This is a genomic window from Streptomyces sp. NPDC043867, from assembly GCF_056435845.1.
This window is the reverse complement of record NZ_JBWKDS010000034.1, coordinates 23,843-38,232: the sequence shown is the minus strand read 5'-3', so window position 1 is coordinate 38,232 and position 14,390 is coordinate 23,843. Positions and strand designations below refer to the sequence as shown.

The 14,390-nt window shown below is 72.2% G+C and carries 14 protein-coding genes and 1 pseudogene; 7 read left to right on the top strand and 8 right to left on the bottom strand.

Going from position 1 to position 14,390, the window contains the following annotated elements:
• Positions 1-53: 53 nt before the first annotated feature.
• The gene (locus AC069T_RS28370; protein ID WP_478785448.1) at positions 54-2,828 is read right to left on the bottom strand and encodes a penicillin acylase family protein; all 2,775 of its coding nucleotides are present in this window, start codon (positions 2,826-2,828) and stop codon (positions 54-56) included.
• A 319-nt stretch (positions 2,829-3,147) separates the two neighbouring features.
• Here AC069T_RS28370 and AC069T_RS28365 point away from each other — a divergent pair, with 319 nt between their 5' ends.
• Complete coding sequence (locus AC069T_RS28365; protein WP_358852452.1) at positions 3,148-3,753, top strand: hypothetical protein; 606 nt, start codon at positions 3,148-3,150, stop codon at positions 3,751-3,753.
• A gap of 47 nt (positions 3,754-3,800) precedes the next feature.
• Here the strand turns inward: AC069T_RS28365 and AC069T_RS28360 are convergent, their stop codons facing one another.
• A complete protein-coding gene (locus tag AC069T_RS28360; RefSeq protein ID WP_478785447.1) occupies positions 3,801-4,319 on the bottom strand; it encodes a hypothetical protein in 519 nt (172 codons plus the stop codon).
• Between the two features lie 74 nt (positions 4,320-4,393).
• Between AC069T_RS28360 and AC069T_RS28355 the strand changes: the two genes are divergently transcribed.
• Together AC069T_RS28355 and AC069T_RS28350 are read left to right on the top strand one after the other, a co-directional pair.
• On the top strand, positions 4,394-5,149 hold the full coding sequence (locus AC069T_RS28355) for a 3-keto-5-aminohexanoate cleavage protein (protein ID WP_478785446.1): 756 nt from the start codon (positions 4,394-4,396) through the stop codon (positions 5,147-5,149).
• A gap of 46 nt (positions 5,150-5,195) precedes the next feature.
• Positions 5,196-5,378, top strand: a pseudogene (locus tag AC069T_RS28350) (RNA ligase (ATP)); the annotation flags it as partial.
• A 20-nt stretch (positions 5,379-5,398) separates the two neighbouring features.
• On the opposite strand, the gene soxR reads toward AC069T_RS28350, so the two are convergent.
• On the bottom strand, positions 5,399-5,947 hold the full coding sequence (gene soxR, locus AC069T_RS28345) for a redox-sensitive transcriptional activator SoxR (protein WP_478785445.1): 549 nt from the start codon (positions 5,945-5,947) through the stop codon (positions 5,399-5,401).
• Between the two features lie 62 nt (positions 5,948-6,009).
• Here soxR and AC069T_RS28340 point away from each other — a divergent pair, with 62 nt between their 5' ends.
• Complete coding sequence (locus AC069T_RS28340; protein WP_478785444.1) at positions 6,010-6,471, top strand: MaoC family dehydratase; 462 nt, start codon at positions 6,010-6,012, stop codon at positions 6,469-6,471.
• Positions 6,472-6,505: 34 nt separating this feature from the next.
• Here AC069T_RS28340 and AC069T_RS28335 read toward each other — a convergent pair whose 3' ends face one another.
• The 3 genes from AC069T_RS28335 to AC069T_RS28325 all read right to left on the bottom strand — a co-directional run bounded on the left by AC069T_RS28335 (position 6,506) and on the right by AC069T_RS28325 (position 8,733).
• Complete coding sequence (locus AC069T_RS28335) at positions 6,506-7,132, bottom strand: TetR/AcrR family transcriptional regulator (RefSeq protein ID WP_478785443.1); 627 nt, start codon at positions 7,130-7,132, stop codon at positions 6,506-6,508.
• 91 nt (positions 7,133-7,223) lie between these two features.
• Positions 7,224-7,511, bottom strand: a complete 288-nt coding sequence (locus AC069T_RS28330) for a YiaA/YiaB family inner membrane protein (RefSeq protein ID WP_358852445.1) — start codon at positions 7,509-7,511, stop codon at positions 7,224-7,226.
• Between the two features lie 70 nt (positions 7,512-7,581).
• Positions 7,582-8,733, bottom strand: a complete 1,152-nt coding sequence (locus tag AC069T_RS28325) for an acyl-CoA dehydrogenase family protein (protein WP_478785442.1) — start codon at positions 8,731-8,733, stop codon at positions 7,582-7,584.
• A 104-nt stretch (positions 8,734-8,837) separates the two neighbouring features.
• Here AC069T_RS28325 and AC069T_RS28320 point away from each other — a divergent pair, with 104 nt between their 5' ends.
• The 3 genes from AC069T_RS28320 to AC069T_RS28310 all read left to right on the top strand — a co-directional run bounded on the left by AC069T_RS28320 (position 8,838) and on the right by AC069T_RS28310 (position 11,622).
• Positions 8,838-9,479 carry a TetR/AcrR family transcriptional regulator gene (locus AC069T_RS28320; RefSeq protein ID WP_358852443.1) on the top strand — a complete coding sequence of 214 codons (642 nt, stop codon included), beginning with the start codon at positions 8,838-8,840 and terminating at the stop codon, positions 9,477-9,479.
• Positions 9,480-9,741: 262 nt separating this feature from the next.
• The gene (locus tag AC069T_RS28315) at positions 9,742-10,464 is read left to right on the top strand and encodes an ArsR/SmtB family transcription factor (protein WP_478785441.1); all 723 of its coding nucleotides are present in this window, start codon (positions 9,742-9,744) and stop codon (positions 10,462-10,464) included.
• Positions 10,465-10,605: 141 nt separating this feature from the next.
• Positions 10,606-11,622 (top strand): DMT family transporter, encoded by a 1,017-nt coding sequence (locus AC069T_RS28310; protein ID WP_478785440.1) that lies wholly within the window; start codon positions 10,606-10,608, stop codon positions 11,620-11,622.
• 194 nt (positions 11,623-11,816) lie between these two features.
• Here the strand turns inward: AC069T_RS28310 and AC069T_RS28305 are convergent, their stop codons facing one another.
• Entirely contained in the window at positions 11,817-12,896 is a 1,080-nt protein-coding gene (locus AC069T_RS28305; RefSeq protein ID WP_478785439.1) for a Zn-dependent alcohol dehydrogenase, read from the bottom strand.
• Between the two features lie 25 nt (positions 12,897-12,921).
• Positions 12,922-14,310 carry an aldehyde dehydrogenase family protein gene (locus tag AC069T_RS28300; RefSeq protein ID WP_478785438.1) on the bottom strand — a complete coding sequence of 463 codons (1,389 nt, stop codon included), beginning with the start codon at positions 14,308-14,310 and terminating at the stop codon, positions 12,922-12,924.
• Positions 14,311-14,390 lie beyond the last annotated feature (80 nt).

Below are 14,390 nucleotides of genomic sequence, written 5' to 3'. Positions count from 1 at the left end.
GGGTCGCGTCAGGATGCGGCCCGCCGCCGTACGGAGAGGTGCGTCACCCGGGCTCACCGGTGCGACGTGAACTCCACCACCTGCTGGTAGGTCGGCCGGTTCTGCCAGCCGATCCCGCCGTGCTTGATGCCGCCGAGCGTCCGGTGCACGATCGAGTCGGCGCACCACTGGTCGCCCGCCGAGCACTGGTCGTCACCCGGGTAGACCTGGGAGGCGGTCTTTCCCGCCGCCTCCTTCAGCGTGCTGATCAGGATGTCCCGGCAGGCGCCGAGGCTGCCGCCGCCGCAGTACTTCTTCGCCGGGCCGCCCCGCACCGACTCGCCGAGGACCGCCCGGATGTCCTTGTGGACATAGCTCCACCAGCCGTACTGGAAGGCGCTTCCGGCGTGTGCCCCGGTCGGCCCGTGCGCGGCGGACGGCGACTCGTCGACGGGCAGGTTGTTCGTGAAGGCGGTGTACAGCTCGGCGCCGAGGCCCGGTTCGAACTCGGCCTTCACCAGCAGCGGCCACCAGGCGTCCATGATCCGGATCGCGTCGGCGTGCGCGTAGGTCTTCGAGCCGGCCGCGGTCTCGGCCCGCCGTCCGCCGGCGCTCGCCCAGGCGGACAGTTTGCCGGCGGCCGCGGCGGCGGTGGCGTCCGTGACGGGCTCGCCGTTCACCACCTTCAGCAGCTTCGGCAGCACGTCCTCGGCCCGCAGGTCGGCGAGGGCCGCGTCGGCCATCGCCTTCACCAGCGCGGCCCTGGTGACACCGCCGGCGCTCACCAGTTTCCTGACCCGGTCCTCCAGGAGGTTGCCGCGGTGCACGGACCCGTCGCCCCAGGACGCCGTCGAGTAGTCCTTGGCCTGCTTGTTGTTCCAGGAGATGTAGTAGTCCTGGTCGACGGAGTGGGGGTGGGCGGACGGCGGGGTGTAGTCGGCGGTGTTGTTCTCCGGTTTCCAGTTCCGCCACTCGTAGGCCGCCTGCGCCTGGACCGGGTAGTCGGGGTCGACACCGGTGGCGCGGACCGGGTTGTCGCCGCTGTTGTGGTAGGCGGTGTGCTCGGAGTCGGCGTAGAACCAGTTGAAGGTGTAGTTGATGTGCTGGACCGCGCTCTGGAAGGTCGCCGCGTCCTTCACGTGATCGGGGTCGTTGAGCATCTGGAAGCCGATGATCGAGTCGGCCTCGTGCAGGAACGAGGAGCGCAGGGTGGTGTAGGCGACCTTCTTGCCGCCCACCGTCGCGCGGTACTCCACCGGTCCGTACCTGGTGCGGTAGACCTGCATGCGGTACGAGCCCGCCGGGGTCGAGTCGGCGACGGTCGGCTTCCACGCGTTGGTCCGCTCGACCTTCTCCATGGCCGTGCAGGTTCCGTGGTACAGGTAGTGGTGGTCGTCCTGGCAGAGCTCGACCGCGTACGTGTCGATGATGTCCTGGCCGGAGGTGGTGGCGCTCCACGCGTAGTCCCGGCCGCGCCCCAGTTCGACGTACATGCTCAGGCCCGCGAAGGAGGCGCCGCGGGCGCTGAGCCCCGGTCCCTGGATCTCCTGGAGCATGAGCAGCTGGGGTGCGAAGTACCCGGTCTGCGGGCCGAAGACGGCGACGGGATGGCCGCTCGCGGTGTGCTTGCCGCTCACCACCAGGGCGTTGGACATGCCGCGCCTGGCCGAGCCGAGGGCGGCCGAGGCGCCGGTGGCACCGGACGTGGCCGCGCTCCCGGTGCGGTCGTACACCAGGGGCTCCCGGGTCACCGAGCCCGCGTCGGGCAGGGCCCGGCCCTGCGGGTCCGCGGGCTTGGAGGCGTACGGGAAGCTCTCGCCGTTGTGGACGGTCAGTGCCGCCTCGGGGTCGTTGCGCTCGCGGAAGGACTCCCAGACCTCGGTGCCCTCGGCCACGCCGTACCTGGACTGGGCGGCGAGCAGCGAGAGGGCGTTGCCGACCTCGCCGCCGCCTCCCGAGCCGAAGAGCGCGCCGATGACGGAGGCCAGCGCGACCAGGTCGGTGAGCTTGAAGTGCTCGATGGTGCCGGCGTTGGTGATGGAGTCCTTGTGGCCGGTGAGGACGTACTCCCCGGGGAAGTAGCGGCCCTTGTCGGAGGCGTCTACGTAGGCGTTGACACCGTCGAGGTAGGCCTTGGCGTCGGCGAGGGCCTGCTGTCCGCGGGGGCCGTTGTTCGCGGTGGCGTCGTCGATCTGGGCCTGGAGCTCGGCCTCGGTGTAGGGCGCGTTGCGCCAGAACTCCTGCTCCAGACCCTGGTTGGAGGGTGCTCCGCCCGCGAAGGAGGTCAGTTGGCCGCGTCCGACGTGCCGGAAGACGTCCATCAGCCACAGCCGGTCCTGGGCGGCGGCGTACCCGGCGCCGAACTCGGTGCCGTAGCGGGTGGTGCCCGTGATGTGCGGAACGCCGGTCTTCTTGTCCCGGACGATCGTCACGTCGCTGCGGCCTGCGGGCTTGACGGTCGAGGCGACCTGATCGGAGGGGACGCCGAAGGACGCGTCGTTGAAGAAGTCGTTGATCTTGGTGTCGGTGAGCGCGGAGTACCCCGAGGGGAGTTTGGCGTAGGGCGCGAGCTGGTCCTCGGCGTGGCCGGGCTGGGTGCCGAAGGCCTGGTTGAGCAGGATCTCGGCGAGGGTGGCGTTGCCGTTCTCGCCGGGCGGAAGGATGTCCGAACACCGGCCTCCGCAGTGGTCGTCGGCCGCGGTGACGGCCACCGGTTCGGCGGCCGCTTGGGTAATGGGGGACAAAAGACCGGCAATGAGGACGCATATGGATGCGCTCTTGAGGAACTTGGGGAATCTGCGAGGAGTTCTCAGTCTGTCGAGGGTGGTGCGTGGGGTGTGCCGTGGCATGGCAGCTCCTCCCGACGGGGTGGTGCCGGACGTTACCGCCGGTATCCCCGCGCCGGAAGGTGAACATGCGTCACTTTCTCGGGACGACGGCTCCGCGCGGAGCGGTCCGGGCCGAGTGACCTTGTCCGCTGCGGACTTCGGCAGGCGGTTGACAACGGCGGGAGGCCCGTCGTGAAGGGATCGGTGGACGGATGGTGGCGGACGTCGGACATCGGATGGAGCCGAATCGCGTGTCGATACGTCTATTCGGCGACGTCCGCAGGACGACGACGCCGAAGTGACCGAAGTTCAGGTGCAGATGTGACGGAGGTGCAGGGCGATGGCCGGTTTCCGGAGTCTGGCGAGACAAGTGCGCGACCCGCGGTGCGATCTGGCACTGCGGCGCTATTCACTGCGCAAGTGCCTTGAGAGGTTCGCCCCGTACGGGCATCGGGCGACCTGGGACCACTTGTGCTCCAGGGCCGGTTTCGGCCCCGAGGACCGATCCCCCGACCCGGCGCGGCTCGTGGCCGCGCTGGACGAACTGGAAGAGGCCCGCAAGGTCTGGCTCGCCTACGAGGTCGCGTTCGCGCAGCGCCGCAAGAAGGAGAAGCACGACGGACTGCGCAGGCCGGGCACCGTGGACGACTGGCACCGGCTGACCTGGGGCGGCTTCGGGGTGGCCTGGTGCGACGACCCGGAGGTCCACCCGCACGGACCGCTCGCCGAGGTGCTGCGGCGGCTGATCGCCGCGCTGGAGCGCGAGCCGGGCACGGTCTGCCCGGTGTGCGCGGAGGACCGCCTCGTCTGGAAGTACGACCTGGCCCACGAACCGTCGTCGGGGCCGGTGTGCACGGGCTGCGGCATCGTCGTGCCGCGGCCCGTTCTGACACCCGAGGCCCTGGCGGAGACGCGGCGCGGACGGCTGCTGCTCATGTCGGCGTGAGGGCGGCGGGGGTGTGCCGCGTGGGGACGCACCCCCGTGCGGGCGGCCTACGGCGTCTGCACGTCCGTGTGGATGGCGAGCTTGAACTCGGCGAGCGTGATCCGGGTGGCGATCCTCGCGTCCCCCGCTCCGCGCGCCGAGATCTTCAGACCGACGGGGGTCCCGGGGTGCACGAACATCTGCCACAGATAGGTGCGGAACTGGCCGCCCCGGGTCAGCATCGTGTCGTTCGTGGCAGTCGAGTCGTACCCCGTGGACGAGTTCAGCGGGTCCCGCACGAAGCGCGCCCGGTACTCCAGAGCGCGCGTGTCCGCCTCCCAGAAGACCATGGCGGACAGCACGCCCCAGCCGTCGTGACTCGGCCAGATCAGCCCGGAGCGGGCGTCGGGAAACGCGGAGGGCTCGGAGCCGCCGTGCGCCGGGTCGTGCATCCGCCACGGGTCGTAGGACTCCTCGGTCGCCCCGTAGGGGAAGCGGACGAGGTGATAGCCGTCCTCGTCGTACGTGATCCGCTGGGCCCCCGAGCGCGCGGCCTCCCATTTCAGCGAGCTGATGACGACACTCATCGTGTTCCTCCTCCGCTGCGCCGGGTTCCGCGCGGATCCGGCGGTTGTCAGTGGCGTCGGGCACCATCGGGGGCATGATGCAGGTCTGTCTGAACGGGGCCCGGGGGGCCGAGGCCGGCGCGGTCGTGCCGATGTCGCCGGGAGCGCTGGCCGACTCCGCCGCCGGGGCCGTGGCGGCCGGGGCGGCGGACATCCACGTTCATCCCAAGTCCCCCTGTGGACAGGACACATTGTCCGCGCAGGCGGTTGCGGCCGTGCTCGAAGCGATACGTTCACAGGTCCGCGTCCCGGTCGGCGTCACCACGGGTACGTGGGCCGAGCCGGATCCCGCGGCCCGGGTGGCCCGGATCCGCGCCTGGACGGTGCTGCCCGACCACGCCTCGGTCAACTGGCACGAGCCGGGCGCCGAGGAGGTCGCCGCCGCGCTGCTCGACCGGGGAGTGGGCGTCGAGGCGGGCATCTGGTCCGGCACGGAGGGTGCCGCGCGGTTCGCGGCGTCGCCGCTGGCCGGGCGGGTGCTGCGCGTCCTGGCGGAGGTGACCGACCCCTCCCCCGCGACGGCCCCCGAGGCGGCGCGGGTCCTGCTCCGCGACCTCGGCGCCGCGCACGGCAGGCCCGTGCTGCTGCACGGGGAGGAGGGCGGCGCCTGGCCGGTGCTGCGTCTGGCCGGGCGGCTGGGGCTCGCGACCCGGATCGGTCTGGAGGACACACCGGCTCTGCCGGACGGCCGGCGAGCGGAGTCCAACGCCCAGTTGGTGACGGCGGCGCTGCGGCTCCGCGGCGGACGCTGTCGCCTCGACGCGGCGAACAGCCCGGGCCCAGGACGGTAGCAACCCCGAAATCGCCGGCTCCAGCCCCTTTTGCGTGCGGACAGTTGGGCGCGTCCTGGAGGCCGCTTCGGGCCGGGCGACGGTGTCCGGACGTGCGCTGCATCTGCGCGAGGGTGTCGTGATCCGTCCGGCCATCGAGCGCCACAGCCCGGTGAAGGGGGGCCGGGCCATCGCGAAGGCCGTCAGCCCGGCGTACCTGACGCGCAGGGGCGGCACCGAGTACGAGTGACGGCGGGCGAGGGCTGTCGCTCAGCGGCAGCCCTCGGACTCCCGCGGGTTGGGCCGCCGGACTGTCGCGGCCGGTTCGACCATGAGGCGGGAGCCGGCCCGGCGTTCGCCGAAGACGTCGTCGGGGTTGGAGAGCACGCAGTTCTCCAGCGACAGGCAGCCGCAGCCGATGCAGTCCGTCAGGTGGTCGCGGAGCCGGCTCAGCTGCGTGATGCGGTCGTCCAGCTCCGACCGCCAGGCCTCGGAGAGGCGGGCCCAGTCCTCCCGCGTCGGCGTGCGCTCCTCGGGCAGCTCGGCGAGCGCCTCGCGGATGGTGGCGAGCGGGATGCCGACGCGCTGCGCGGCCCGCACGAAGGCGACGCGGCGCAGCGTGTCGCGGTGGTACCGGCGCTGGTTGCCCGCGGTGCGGCGACTGCTGATCAGGCCCTTGGACTCGTAGAAGTGCAGGGCCGAGACGGCGGCGCCGCTACGGGCCGACAGCTGGCCGACCGTGAGTTCGTGGATCTTGTCGGAAATCTGGGGCACCCCTGGAACCCTACCCACCCCGTCACCCGGCCGGTCCGTTGACATGAGCCCCGAGCCGGACCATGCTAAGCAGTCGCTTAGACATTGACGCGTGGGAGGCCAGGGACATGGCAGAGCCGAGGATCTTCACATCCGCCGACGAGCTGAAGGCGGCCGTGGGCGAGCAGTTGGGGCACAGCGACTGGCTGGAGATCGACCAGAAGCGGATCGACCTGTTCGCGGACGCCACGGGCGACCACCAGTGGATCCACGTGGACCCGGAGAAGGCCGCCGCGGGCCCGTTCGGCACGACCATCGCGCACGGCTATCTGACGCTGTCGCTGCTGCCCGCCCTGGTGCCGCAGGTGCTGCGGGTCGAGGGCATGAAGATGGGCGTCAACTACGGCTCCAACAAGGTGCGTTTCCCGGCGCCGGTGCCCGTGGGCTCGCGCCTGCGCGCCACCGCGGTCCTGACGGAGGTCACCGACGCGGGCGGCGGCGTCCAGGTCACGGCGGCGGTGACGGTCGAGCGCGAGGACGGCGACAAGCCGGTGTGCGTCGCGGAGTCGGTCTCCCGCTACTACTTCTGACCCGGGGCGGACCGGAGCCGACGCCGGCCGCGGGTCACTTCCTCGCCCCCACCATCCGCAGGACGAGGTCGGCGTAGAGCGCGCCGACCTCGTCGGGCGTCCGCGGCCCGTCGACGTTGAACCAGCGCGCCACGTCGATGCAGAGCGACAGCACCGCGAGCGTCGTGCCGGGAACGTCCGGCACGTCGAAGGTGCCCGCCGCCACGCCGTCCTGGATGATGCCGCGGACCTGGGCGTCCACCTGGCGGCGCAGGGCGACGATCTCAGCGCGGGTGTCGGGGCCAAGGGCGTCGAGCTCGTACTGCACGACCCGTGCGGTCGTGTGCTGGGCGGCGTGCCAGCGGACGAAGGAGGAGACGGCGACCTCGAGGCGTTCGGCGGCGCCGCCCTCGCCGTCGGCCGCCGCCCGCAGGATCGCGAGCGCCTTCTCGTGCCCGATGCGGCTGATCCGGTGGAGCAGTTCTTCCTTGGTCTTGTAGTGGATGTAGAGCGCGGCCGGGCTCATGCCCGCGCGGCCCGCGATGTCCCGGGTCGTCGTCGCGTGGTAGCCGCGCTCGGCGAAGGCCTCCACGGCGGCCACGAGCAGCCTCCGGGCCGCGTCCGGGGTGACCTCTCCCCACGGCTGCATCTCGCCGCCGGCCGTCTCCTCCGCCGTACTCATCGCTCGCGCCCCTTCCAGTGACAGGACGAACACCATACCCCCGAAGCTGAGCGGGCGCTTAGATTGCCCGCTCAGCGGCGCGCGAAAGTGGTCAGCGCTGCTCGAAGGGGTCGTGCTCGGCGAGCAGCTTGTCGAGCCTCGCCTGGTCGACGCGGCTGATGATCTGCCCGGCCTCCTGGCGGTCGCGGATCACCTTGGCCAGGGTGAAGGACGAGGTCACGAGATAGAGGACGGCGATGCCGAGGAACCCGCGCACCCAGGCGTTGGCGTCCAGCCGGAAGATGCCGAGGGCGGTCGCCGCGATGGCGACCGAGAAAGAGGCCACTGCCTGGCCGTAGAAGGCCGCCGTGGACTGCTGCTTGACCGGTGTCTCACTCATGGGGACAGCATCGGCGGATGCGGCCGGGGCCACATCCGCCGTAATACTCACGGAACCCGCGAGGACGTACTCAGAAGGCGGAGACGCCGGTCAGCGCGCGGCCGATGAGCAGCTTCTGGATCTGGCTGGTGCCCTCGTAGAGGGTCATCACGCGGGCGTCGCGCAGCAGTTTGCCCGCCGGGTACTCGTCGATGTAGCCGTAGCCGCCGAAGACCTGGAGGGCGTTGTTCGCGGCCCGCACCGCCGCCTCCGAGGCGAAGAGCTTGGCCTTCGAGGACTCGGGCGCGAACGGCTGCCCCCGGTCGATGAGGTCCGCGACCCGCCAGGTCAGCAGCCGCGCGGCGTCCACGTCCACGGCGATGTCGCTGATCAGTTCCTGGACGAGCTGGTGGTGGGCGATCGACTTGCCGAACTGCTCGCGCTCGGTCGCGTACTTCACCGCCACGTCCAGTGCCGCCTGCGCGATGCCGACGCAGCCCGCGGCGACCGACATGCGCCCCTTGGCCAGCGCGGACATCGCGACGGAGAAGCCCTTGCCCTCGGGGGCGAGCATCGCGGTGGCGGGGACGCGCACGTCCTGAAGGACCAGTTCCGCGGTGGCCTGACCGCGCAGGCCGAGCTTGCCGTGGAGGGTGCGCCGGGTGAGGCCGGGGGCGTCGGCCGGGACGAGGAAGGCGGAGACCCCCTTGTGCCCCGGTGCGTCCGTGGAGCGGGCGAAGAGGAGCACGACGTCGGCCCAGGTGCCGTTCGTGATGAACATCTTCGTGCCGTTGAGGACGTAGTCGTCGCCGTCGCGCACGGCCCTCGTCGTCAGACTGCCCGCGTCGGAGCCGGTGCCGGGCTCGGTGAGGCCGAAGCAGCCGACGAGATCGCCGGAGGTGAGACCCGGCAGCCACCGCCGCTTCTGCTCCTCGCTCCCCCAGTGCGCGATCGTCTTGGCGACGAGCCCGAGGGAGACCGAGACGATGCCGCGCACCGAGGAGTCACCGCGGCCCAGCTCCTCCGTCACCAGGCAGTACGTGAGGTGGTCGCCGCCGGAGCCGCCGTACTCCTCGTCGACGGTGAGGCCGAGGAAGCCGACCTCGCCGAGCTTCTTGACGATGGACCGGTCCACGTCCTCGGCGCGGTCCCAGGCGATGACGTTCGGGGCGATCTCGCGGTCCACGAAGTCCTTGGCGAGCCGCCGGACCGCGGTCTGCTCCTCGCTGAGCTCCAGGTTCATGACGCGTCACCCCACATGGAAGGCCGTACTCTCAGGCCGAGCTTGAATACCGAACATTTAAATTAGCACTGCTAGTTTCTGTTCGCAGCCCTACTATGTGCGCCATGGCCCGACCGCGCAAGCCCCTGCTGAGCACCGACCGCATCGTCGAGACGGCGCGGGGGCTCGTCGACACGGAGGGTCTCGCGGCCGTCTCCACACGCCGCCTCGCCGCCGAACTGGGGGTGAGCGGTCCCTCGCTCTACAACCACTTCCGCACCAAGGACCAGATCCTGGAGGCGGTGGCGGACTCGGTGAGCGCACTGGTCGACCTGTCGATGTTCGAGGACGGGCGGGACTGGCGGACCGCCCTGCACGACTGGGCCGTCTCCTACCGGGCCGCCCTGCGCGCCCACCCGAACATCGTCCCGGTCCTGGCGCGCGGCCCCGGCCGCAGACCCGCGGGCCTGCGCCTCGCCGACGCCGTCTTCGGCGCGATGGTCGACGCGGGCTGGCCACCCGCCCAGGCCACGTCCATCGGCGCGCTGATGCGGTACTTCATCATGGGTTCCGCGCTGGGCTCCTTCGCCGGGGGCTTCGTGGACGACGAGACGGCCTACGACCCGGCCGACTATCCGCACCTCGGGCAGGCGCACCTCCTCGCCGAACAGCAGGAGAAGATCGACGAACGGGCCTTCGAGACGGGCCTCACCGCCCTGCTGGACGGGCTGGCACAGCAGTACCGGCAGGTGGGACGGGGCGTCTAGGGCCTGTCGTTTGGATCACGCCGGCGTCGCGGGGTCTGGCACGCACATCTGCGGCGTTGTCGTCGGTCGCCGACGCTCCGCGTCGACTCCCTCCTCCGCCTTGCAGCTGCACGCGCCAGACCCCGCTCGGGTCGGTCAGGACGAACCGTCGGTCACAGCCAGCCTGATCCAAACGACAGGCCCTAGTTCTGGTCACAGCACCAGGCACCCGTCCGGTACGGTTCGGCGGGCGCCGAACCGTCGATGCGGCATGCTGGAGCGCATGACGAGCCGACGCCGGTCCCGGGACAGCCGGGCACCGCGGCTGGCCCGGCTCGCCGGACTGGTCGCCGACGAGACCCGGGCCGCCTTCCTGCTGGCGCTGCTCGACGGGCGGGCGTGGACCGCCGGTGAACTGGCCCGGCACGCCGGGGTCGCCGCCTCCACGGCCAGCGAGCACCTGGGCAGGCTGGTCCAGGGCGGTCTGCTCGCCGAGGAACGTCAGGGACGCCACCGCTATGTGCGGCTGGCGGACGCGCGGGTGGCGCAGCTCGTCGAGGATCTCGCCGCCCAGACGGCACCCGGAGCCGCCGAACAGCCGCGCAGCCTGCGGGAGTCGAGCGCCGGGTCCGCGATGGCACGCGGGCGCACCTGCTACGACCACCTCGCGGGACGGCTCGGCATCGTCGTCACGCAGGCCCTGACCGAGCGCGGCCTGCTGCGCCAGGACACCGGGTTCGCGCTGACGGACGACGGGCTGGACTGGTTCGCGGAGACCGGGATCGGGCTCGTCCGCACGGGGCGGCGCCCGCTGGCCCGGGCCTGCCTCGACTGGACCGAGCGCCGCCCGCACCTCGCGGGCGTCGCGGGCGCGGCCCTGTGCCGCCACGCGCTGGAGGCGGGCTGGTGCGTGCGCATCGGCTCGGAACGGGCGGTGAAGGTCACGGACGTGGGGGAGCGCGTGCTGGCCGAGCTGCTGGGCATCGACGCGGCGGCGCTGCGCTGACCGGGGCCCCGCGCCAGGGGCGGCGGGGCGGGCCCAGCGCCCGACCGGGCCTGTGCTGTCCCGCGACCACTACGGCCCCTCCCCGCCGCGGCGGCCAAAAACCGTGAGCCCTTCCCCGTAGCCCCCTTTAGCCTCAGGAGCATGATGAACACTTCCCCGTCCGCCCCCGGCCGCCGTGCGGAACTGCTCGCCGCGGGTGCGGCCGCGGTCACCGTCGTGCTGTGGGCGTCCGCCTTCGTCTCCATCCGCAGTGCGGGCGCCGCGTACGCGCCGGGCGGGCTGGCCCTCGGACGGCTGCTCGCCGGCGCCCTCGCGCTGGGCGTGCTGTGGCTCGCCCGCAGGGAGGGGCTGCCGCCGCGGGCGGCCTGGCGCGGGATCGCGATATCCGGGGTGCTCTGGTTCGGCTTCTACATGGTGGCCCTCAACTGGGGCGAGCAGCAGGTGGACGCCGGCACGGCGGCACTCGTGGTGAACACCGGGCCGATCCTGATCGCGCTGCTCGGCTCGCGGCTGCTCGGCGACGCGATGCCGCCGCGGCTGCTCGCCGGCATGGCGGTCTCCTTCGCCGGCGCCGTCACGGTGGGGATGTCGATGTCGGGCGGCGGCGGTTCGTCGGTCCTCGGTGTCGTCCTGTGCCTGCTGGCGGCGGGCGCGTACGCGGCCGGGGTGGTCGCCCAGAAGCCCGCGCTGGGCAGCGCCAGTCCCCTTCAGGTGACGACCTTCGGGTGTCTCGTCGGGGCGGCCCTGTGTCTGCCGTTCGCCGGGCAGCTGGTGCGGGACGCGGCCGACGCACCCCTGTCGGCCACCCTCAACATGATCTACCTGGGCATCTTCCCGACCGCCCTGGCCTTCACGACCTGGGCCTACGCGCTGGCCCGTACGACGGCGAGCCGGATGGGCGCGACCACGTACGCCGTGCCCGCGCTCGTCGTGCTGATGTCCTGGCTGTTCCTCGACGAGGTACCGGGGCTGTTCACGCTCGGCGGCGGCCTGCTGTGCCTGGCCGGGGTGGCGGTCTCCCGGTCCCGGCCGCGCACACGGGCGACGGTGGCCGCGAGTACGGCGCCGGTCCCCGAGCCGGCCGCGACCGCGCAGCCGGCCGCGGGGAGGACGACCGACGTCGAGACCGGGACCGGAACCGGGACCTACGGGGCCTGAGCGCCGGTCCGGGCGCCGTACCGGGGCTGGCACTGGCACTGGTGCCGGTGCCAGTGCCGGTGTCGGTGCCGGTGTCGGTGCCGGTGTCGGTGTCGGTGTCGGTAGCAGTACCGGTACCGGTGTCGGCACCAGTGCCAGTGCCGGCAGCAGTACCAGTGCCCGTCGGTACCAATGCGCGCAACCCCGAGGCGCCCCTAAAAGATCACCAGCGCCCGGCCGCCCTTGCCCGCGACCATGTTGTCGAAGGCCGCCGGGATGCCGTCCAGGGCGATCCGCTCGGTGACCAGCACGCCGAGGTCGAGGCGTCCGGCGCGGACGAGCTCGGCCAGCACCGGCACGTCCCGCGCGGGGTCCGAGTTGCCGTACACGCACCCCGAGAGGGTCCTGCCCCAGTGGAAGATCTCCAGGGCGTTGAAGGTGACCTGCTGGTCCTTGCCGCCGATGCCGACGACCGTGGTGCGGCCGCCGCGGCGCGTGGAGTCCCAGGCGGTACGGATGGTGACGGCGCGGCCCACGCACTCCACGGCCACGTCGACACCCTGTTTCCCGGTGAGGCCGCGGATCTCCCGGGCGGTGTTCTCGGAGGCGACGACGTAGTCGGTGGCGCCGGCCTGCCGGGCCAGTGCCTCCTTCTCCGGGGAGACGTCCACGGCGACGATCTTCGACGCGCCCGCCAGACGGGCCGACTGCAGCGCCGAGAGGCCGACCCCGCCGACGCCGAAGACGGCCACCGTCTCGCCCTCCCGGACCCGGGCCGAGTGGTGGACGGCGCCGTAACCGGTGAGCACGGCGCAGCCGAGCAGGGCCGCGTCGGTGAGCGGTACCCCCTCGGGGAGGGGCAGCACGCACGCGGCGGCCACGACGGTCTCCTCGGCGAACGCGGCGACGTTCAGGCCGGGGTGCAGGTCCGTGCCGTCCGCCCGGTGTGCATACACGTCCCCGGCGCCGGCCAGCGCGTGGGCGCACAGCCAGACCTCGCCGAGCGAGCAGGCGTGGCACTTCCCGCAGGAGGGCGCCCAGTTGAGGACGACCGCGTCACCCGGCGAGACGTGGGTGACGCCCTCGCCGACGGAGAGGACGGTGCCGGCGCCCTCGTGGCCGAGGACGGCCGGGACCGGCACCCGCATGGTGCCGTCGGACAGGGACAGGTCGGAGTGGCAGACCCCGGCGGCGGCGAGCCGGATCCGGACCTGGCCGGGGCCGGGTTCGGGCAGCTCGATCTCGGTGATCTCCAGCGGGGCACCCACGGCGGGCAGGACAGCGGCGCGGACCATGATGAGGAAGGCTCCCGGATCTCGTCTAGAACTGCAGGGACTTGGTCTGGAGGTACTCGGACAGTCCGTGCGTGCCCAGCTCGCGGCCCACGCCGGACTGCTTGTAACCGCCGAAGGGTGCCAGGGGGTTGAAGCGTCCGCCGTTGATGTCGACCTGGCCGGTGTCGAGTCGCCGCGCGAACGCGACGGCCTCCGACTCCTCGCCGGCCCACACCGCGCCCGCGAGTCCGTACACCGTGCCGTTGGCGATCCGCAGGGCGTCCGCCTCGTCCTCGTAGCGCAGGATGGTGAGGACCGGCCCGAAGATCTCCTCCTGGGCGACGGTCATGCCGGGAGTGACGTCGGCGAAGACGGTGGGGCTGACGAAGTAGCCCTGCCCGCGCGGGGATTCGGGGCCGCCCGCGACGAGCCGCGCGCCCTCCGCGACGCCCTTCTCGATGTATCCCAGTACGCGTTCCTGCTGCTTGGCGTTGACGACGGGGCCGATACGGTCGCCGTACTTCGCGGCGGCGGCCGCGGCCAGCCCGACCGCCTCCTCGTACTGCGAGGTGTGCACCAGCATGCGGGTCCAGGCGCTGCACGTCTGTCCGGAGTTGGACATCACGTTGGCGACGCCGACGTTGACGGCCTTGGCGAGGTCGGCGCTCGGCAGGATGACGTTGGCGGACTTGCCGCCGAGTTCCAGGGCGACCCGCTTGACCGCCGCGCCCGCGGTCGCACCGATCCGCCGGCCGACGGCCGTGGAGCCGGTGAAGGAGACGAGATCCACGCCCGGGTGCTCAGCGAGGGCCTGGCCTGCGACCGGGCCGAGGCCGGTGACGAGGTTGAAGACGCCGGCCGGGACGCCCGCCTCGGCCACGGCCTCGGCGAACAGCTGGGCGGTGAGCGGCGTGTCCTCGGCGGGCTTCAGCACCACCGTGCAGCCCGCGGCGAGCGCGGGCGCCACCTTCGCGACGATCTGGTGCAGCGGGTAGTTCCAGGGGGTGATCGCGCCGACGACGCCGACCGGCTCCTGGTAGACGGTCGAGTTGCCGACCTTCTCCTCGAAGGCGTACGTGGCGGCCAGCTCGGCGTACGAGCCCGCGACCAGGATCGGCACGCTCGCGTGCACCGCCTGCGAGAACGGCAGGGGCGAGCCGAGTTCGGCGGTCACCGTCTCGGCGATCTCGTCCTTGCGGGCGACGAGCACGTCGCGCAGGGCGGCCAGGCGGGCCGCCCGCTCGGCCGGCGGCGTGGCCGCCCATCCCGGGAAGGCGGCACGCGCGGCCCGTACGGCGGCGTCGACGTCCTCGACCGTTCCCGCAGGGACCCGGCCGACGACCTGCTCGTCGGCCGGGTTCACGACCTCGATCGTGTCGCCGCCGGCGGCGGGGCGCCAGGCACCGTCGATGTACATGCCGTCATGTGCCTTCATCGTGTTCCTCCCGGGAGGGGCCGCGTCGTCCGCACCCTAAACTAGCGATGATAGTTTTCGGGCGCCAGAGGGGTCCGGCC

Bases quoted from the DNA above. Each gene is read 5' to 3' on its own strand.
- AC069T_RS28370 (WP_478785448.1), bottom strand. From the start codon at position 2,828: ATGCCACGGCACACCCCACGCACCACCCTCGACAGACTGAGAACTCCT.
- AC069T_RS28365 (WP_358852452.1), top strand. From the start codon at position 3,148: ATGGCCGGTTTCCGGAGTCTGGCGAGACAAGTGCGCGACCCGCGGTGC.
- AC069T_RS28360 (WP_478785447.1), bottom strand. From the start codon at position 4,319: ATGAGTGTCGTCATCAGCTCGCTGAAATGGGAGGCCGCGCGCTCGGGG.
- AC069T_RS28355 (WP_478785446.1), top strand. From the start codon at position 4,394: ATGATGCAGGTCTGTCTGAACGGGGCCCGGGGGGCCGAGGCCGGCGCG.
- soxR (WP_478785445.1), bottom strand. From the start codon at position 5,947: ATGTCAACGGACCGGCCGGGTGACGGGGTGGGTAGGGTTCCAGGGGTG.
- AC069T_RS28340 (WP_478785444.1), top strand. From the start codon at position 6,010: ATGGCAGAGCCGAGGATCTTCACATCCGCCGACGAGCTGAAGGCGGCC.
- AC069T_RS28335 (WP_478785443.1), bottom strand. From the start codon at position 7,132: ATGAGTACGGCGGAGGAGACGGCCGGCGGCGAGATGCAGCCGTGGGGA.
- AC069T_RS28330 (WP_358852445.1), bottom strand. From the start codon at position 7,511: ATGAGTGAGACACCGGTCAAGCAGCAGTCCACGGCGGCCTTCTACGGC.
- AC069T_RS28325 (WP_478785442.1), bottom strand. From the start codon at position 8,733: ATGAACCTGGAGCTCAGCGAGGAGCAGACCGCGGTCCGGCGGCTCGCC.
- AC069T_RS28320 (WP_358852443.1), top strand. From the start codon at position 8,838: ATGGCCCGACCGCGCAAGCCCCTGCTGAGCACCGACCGCATCGTCGAG.
- AC069T_RS28315 (WP_478785441.1), top strand. From the start codon at position 9,742: ATGACGAGCCGACGCCGGTCCCGGGACAGCCGGGCACCGCGGCTGGCC.
- AC069T_RS28310 (WP_478785440.1), top strand. From the start codon at position 10,606: ATGATGAACACTTCCCCGTCCGCCCCCGGCCGCCGTGCGGAACTGCTC.
- AC069T_RS28305 (WP_478785439.1), bottom strand. From the start codon at position 12,896: ATGGTCCGCGCCGCTGTCCTGCCCGCCGTGGGTGCCCCGCTGGAGATC.
- AC069T_RS28300 (WP_478785438.1), bottom strand. From the start codon at position 14,310: ATGAAGGCACATGACGGCATGTACATCGACGGTGCCTGGCGCCCCGCC.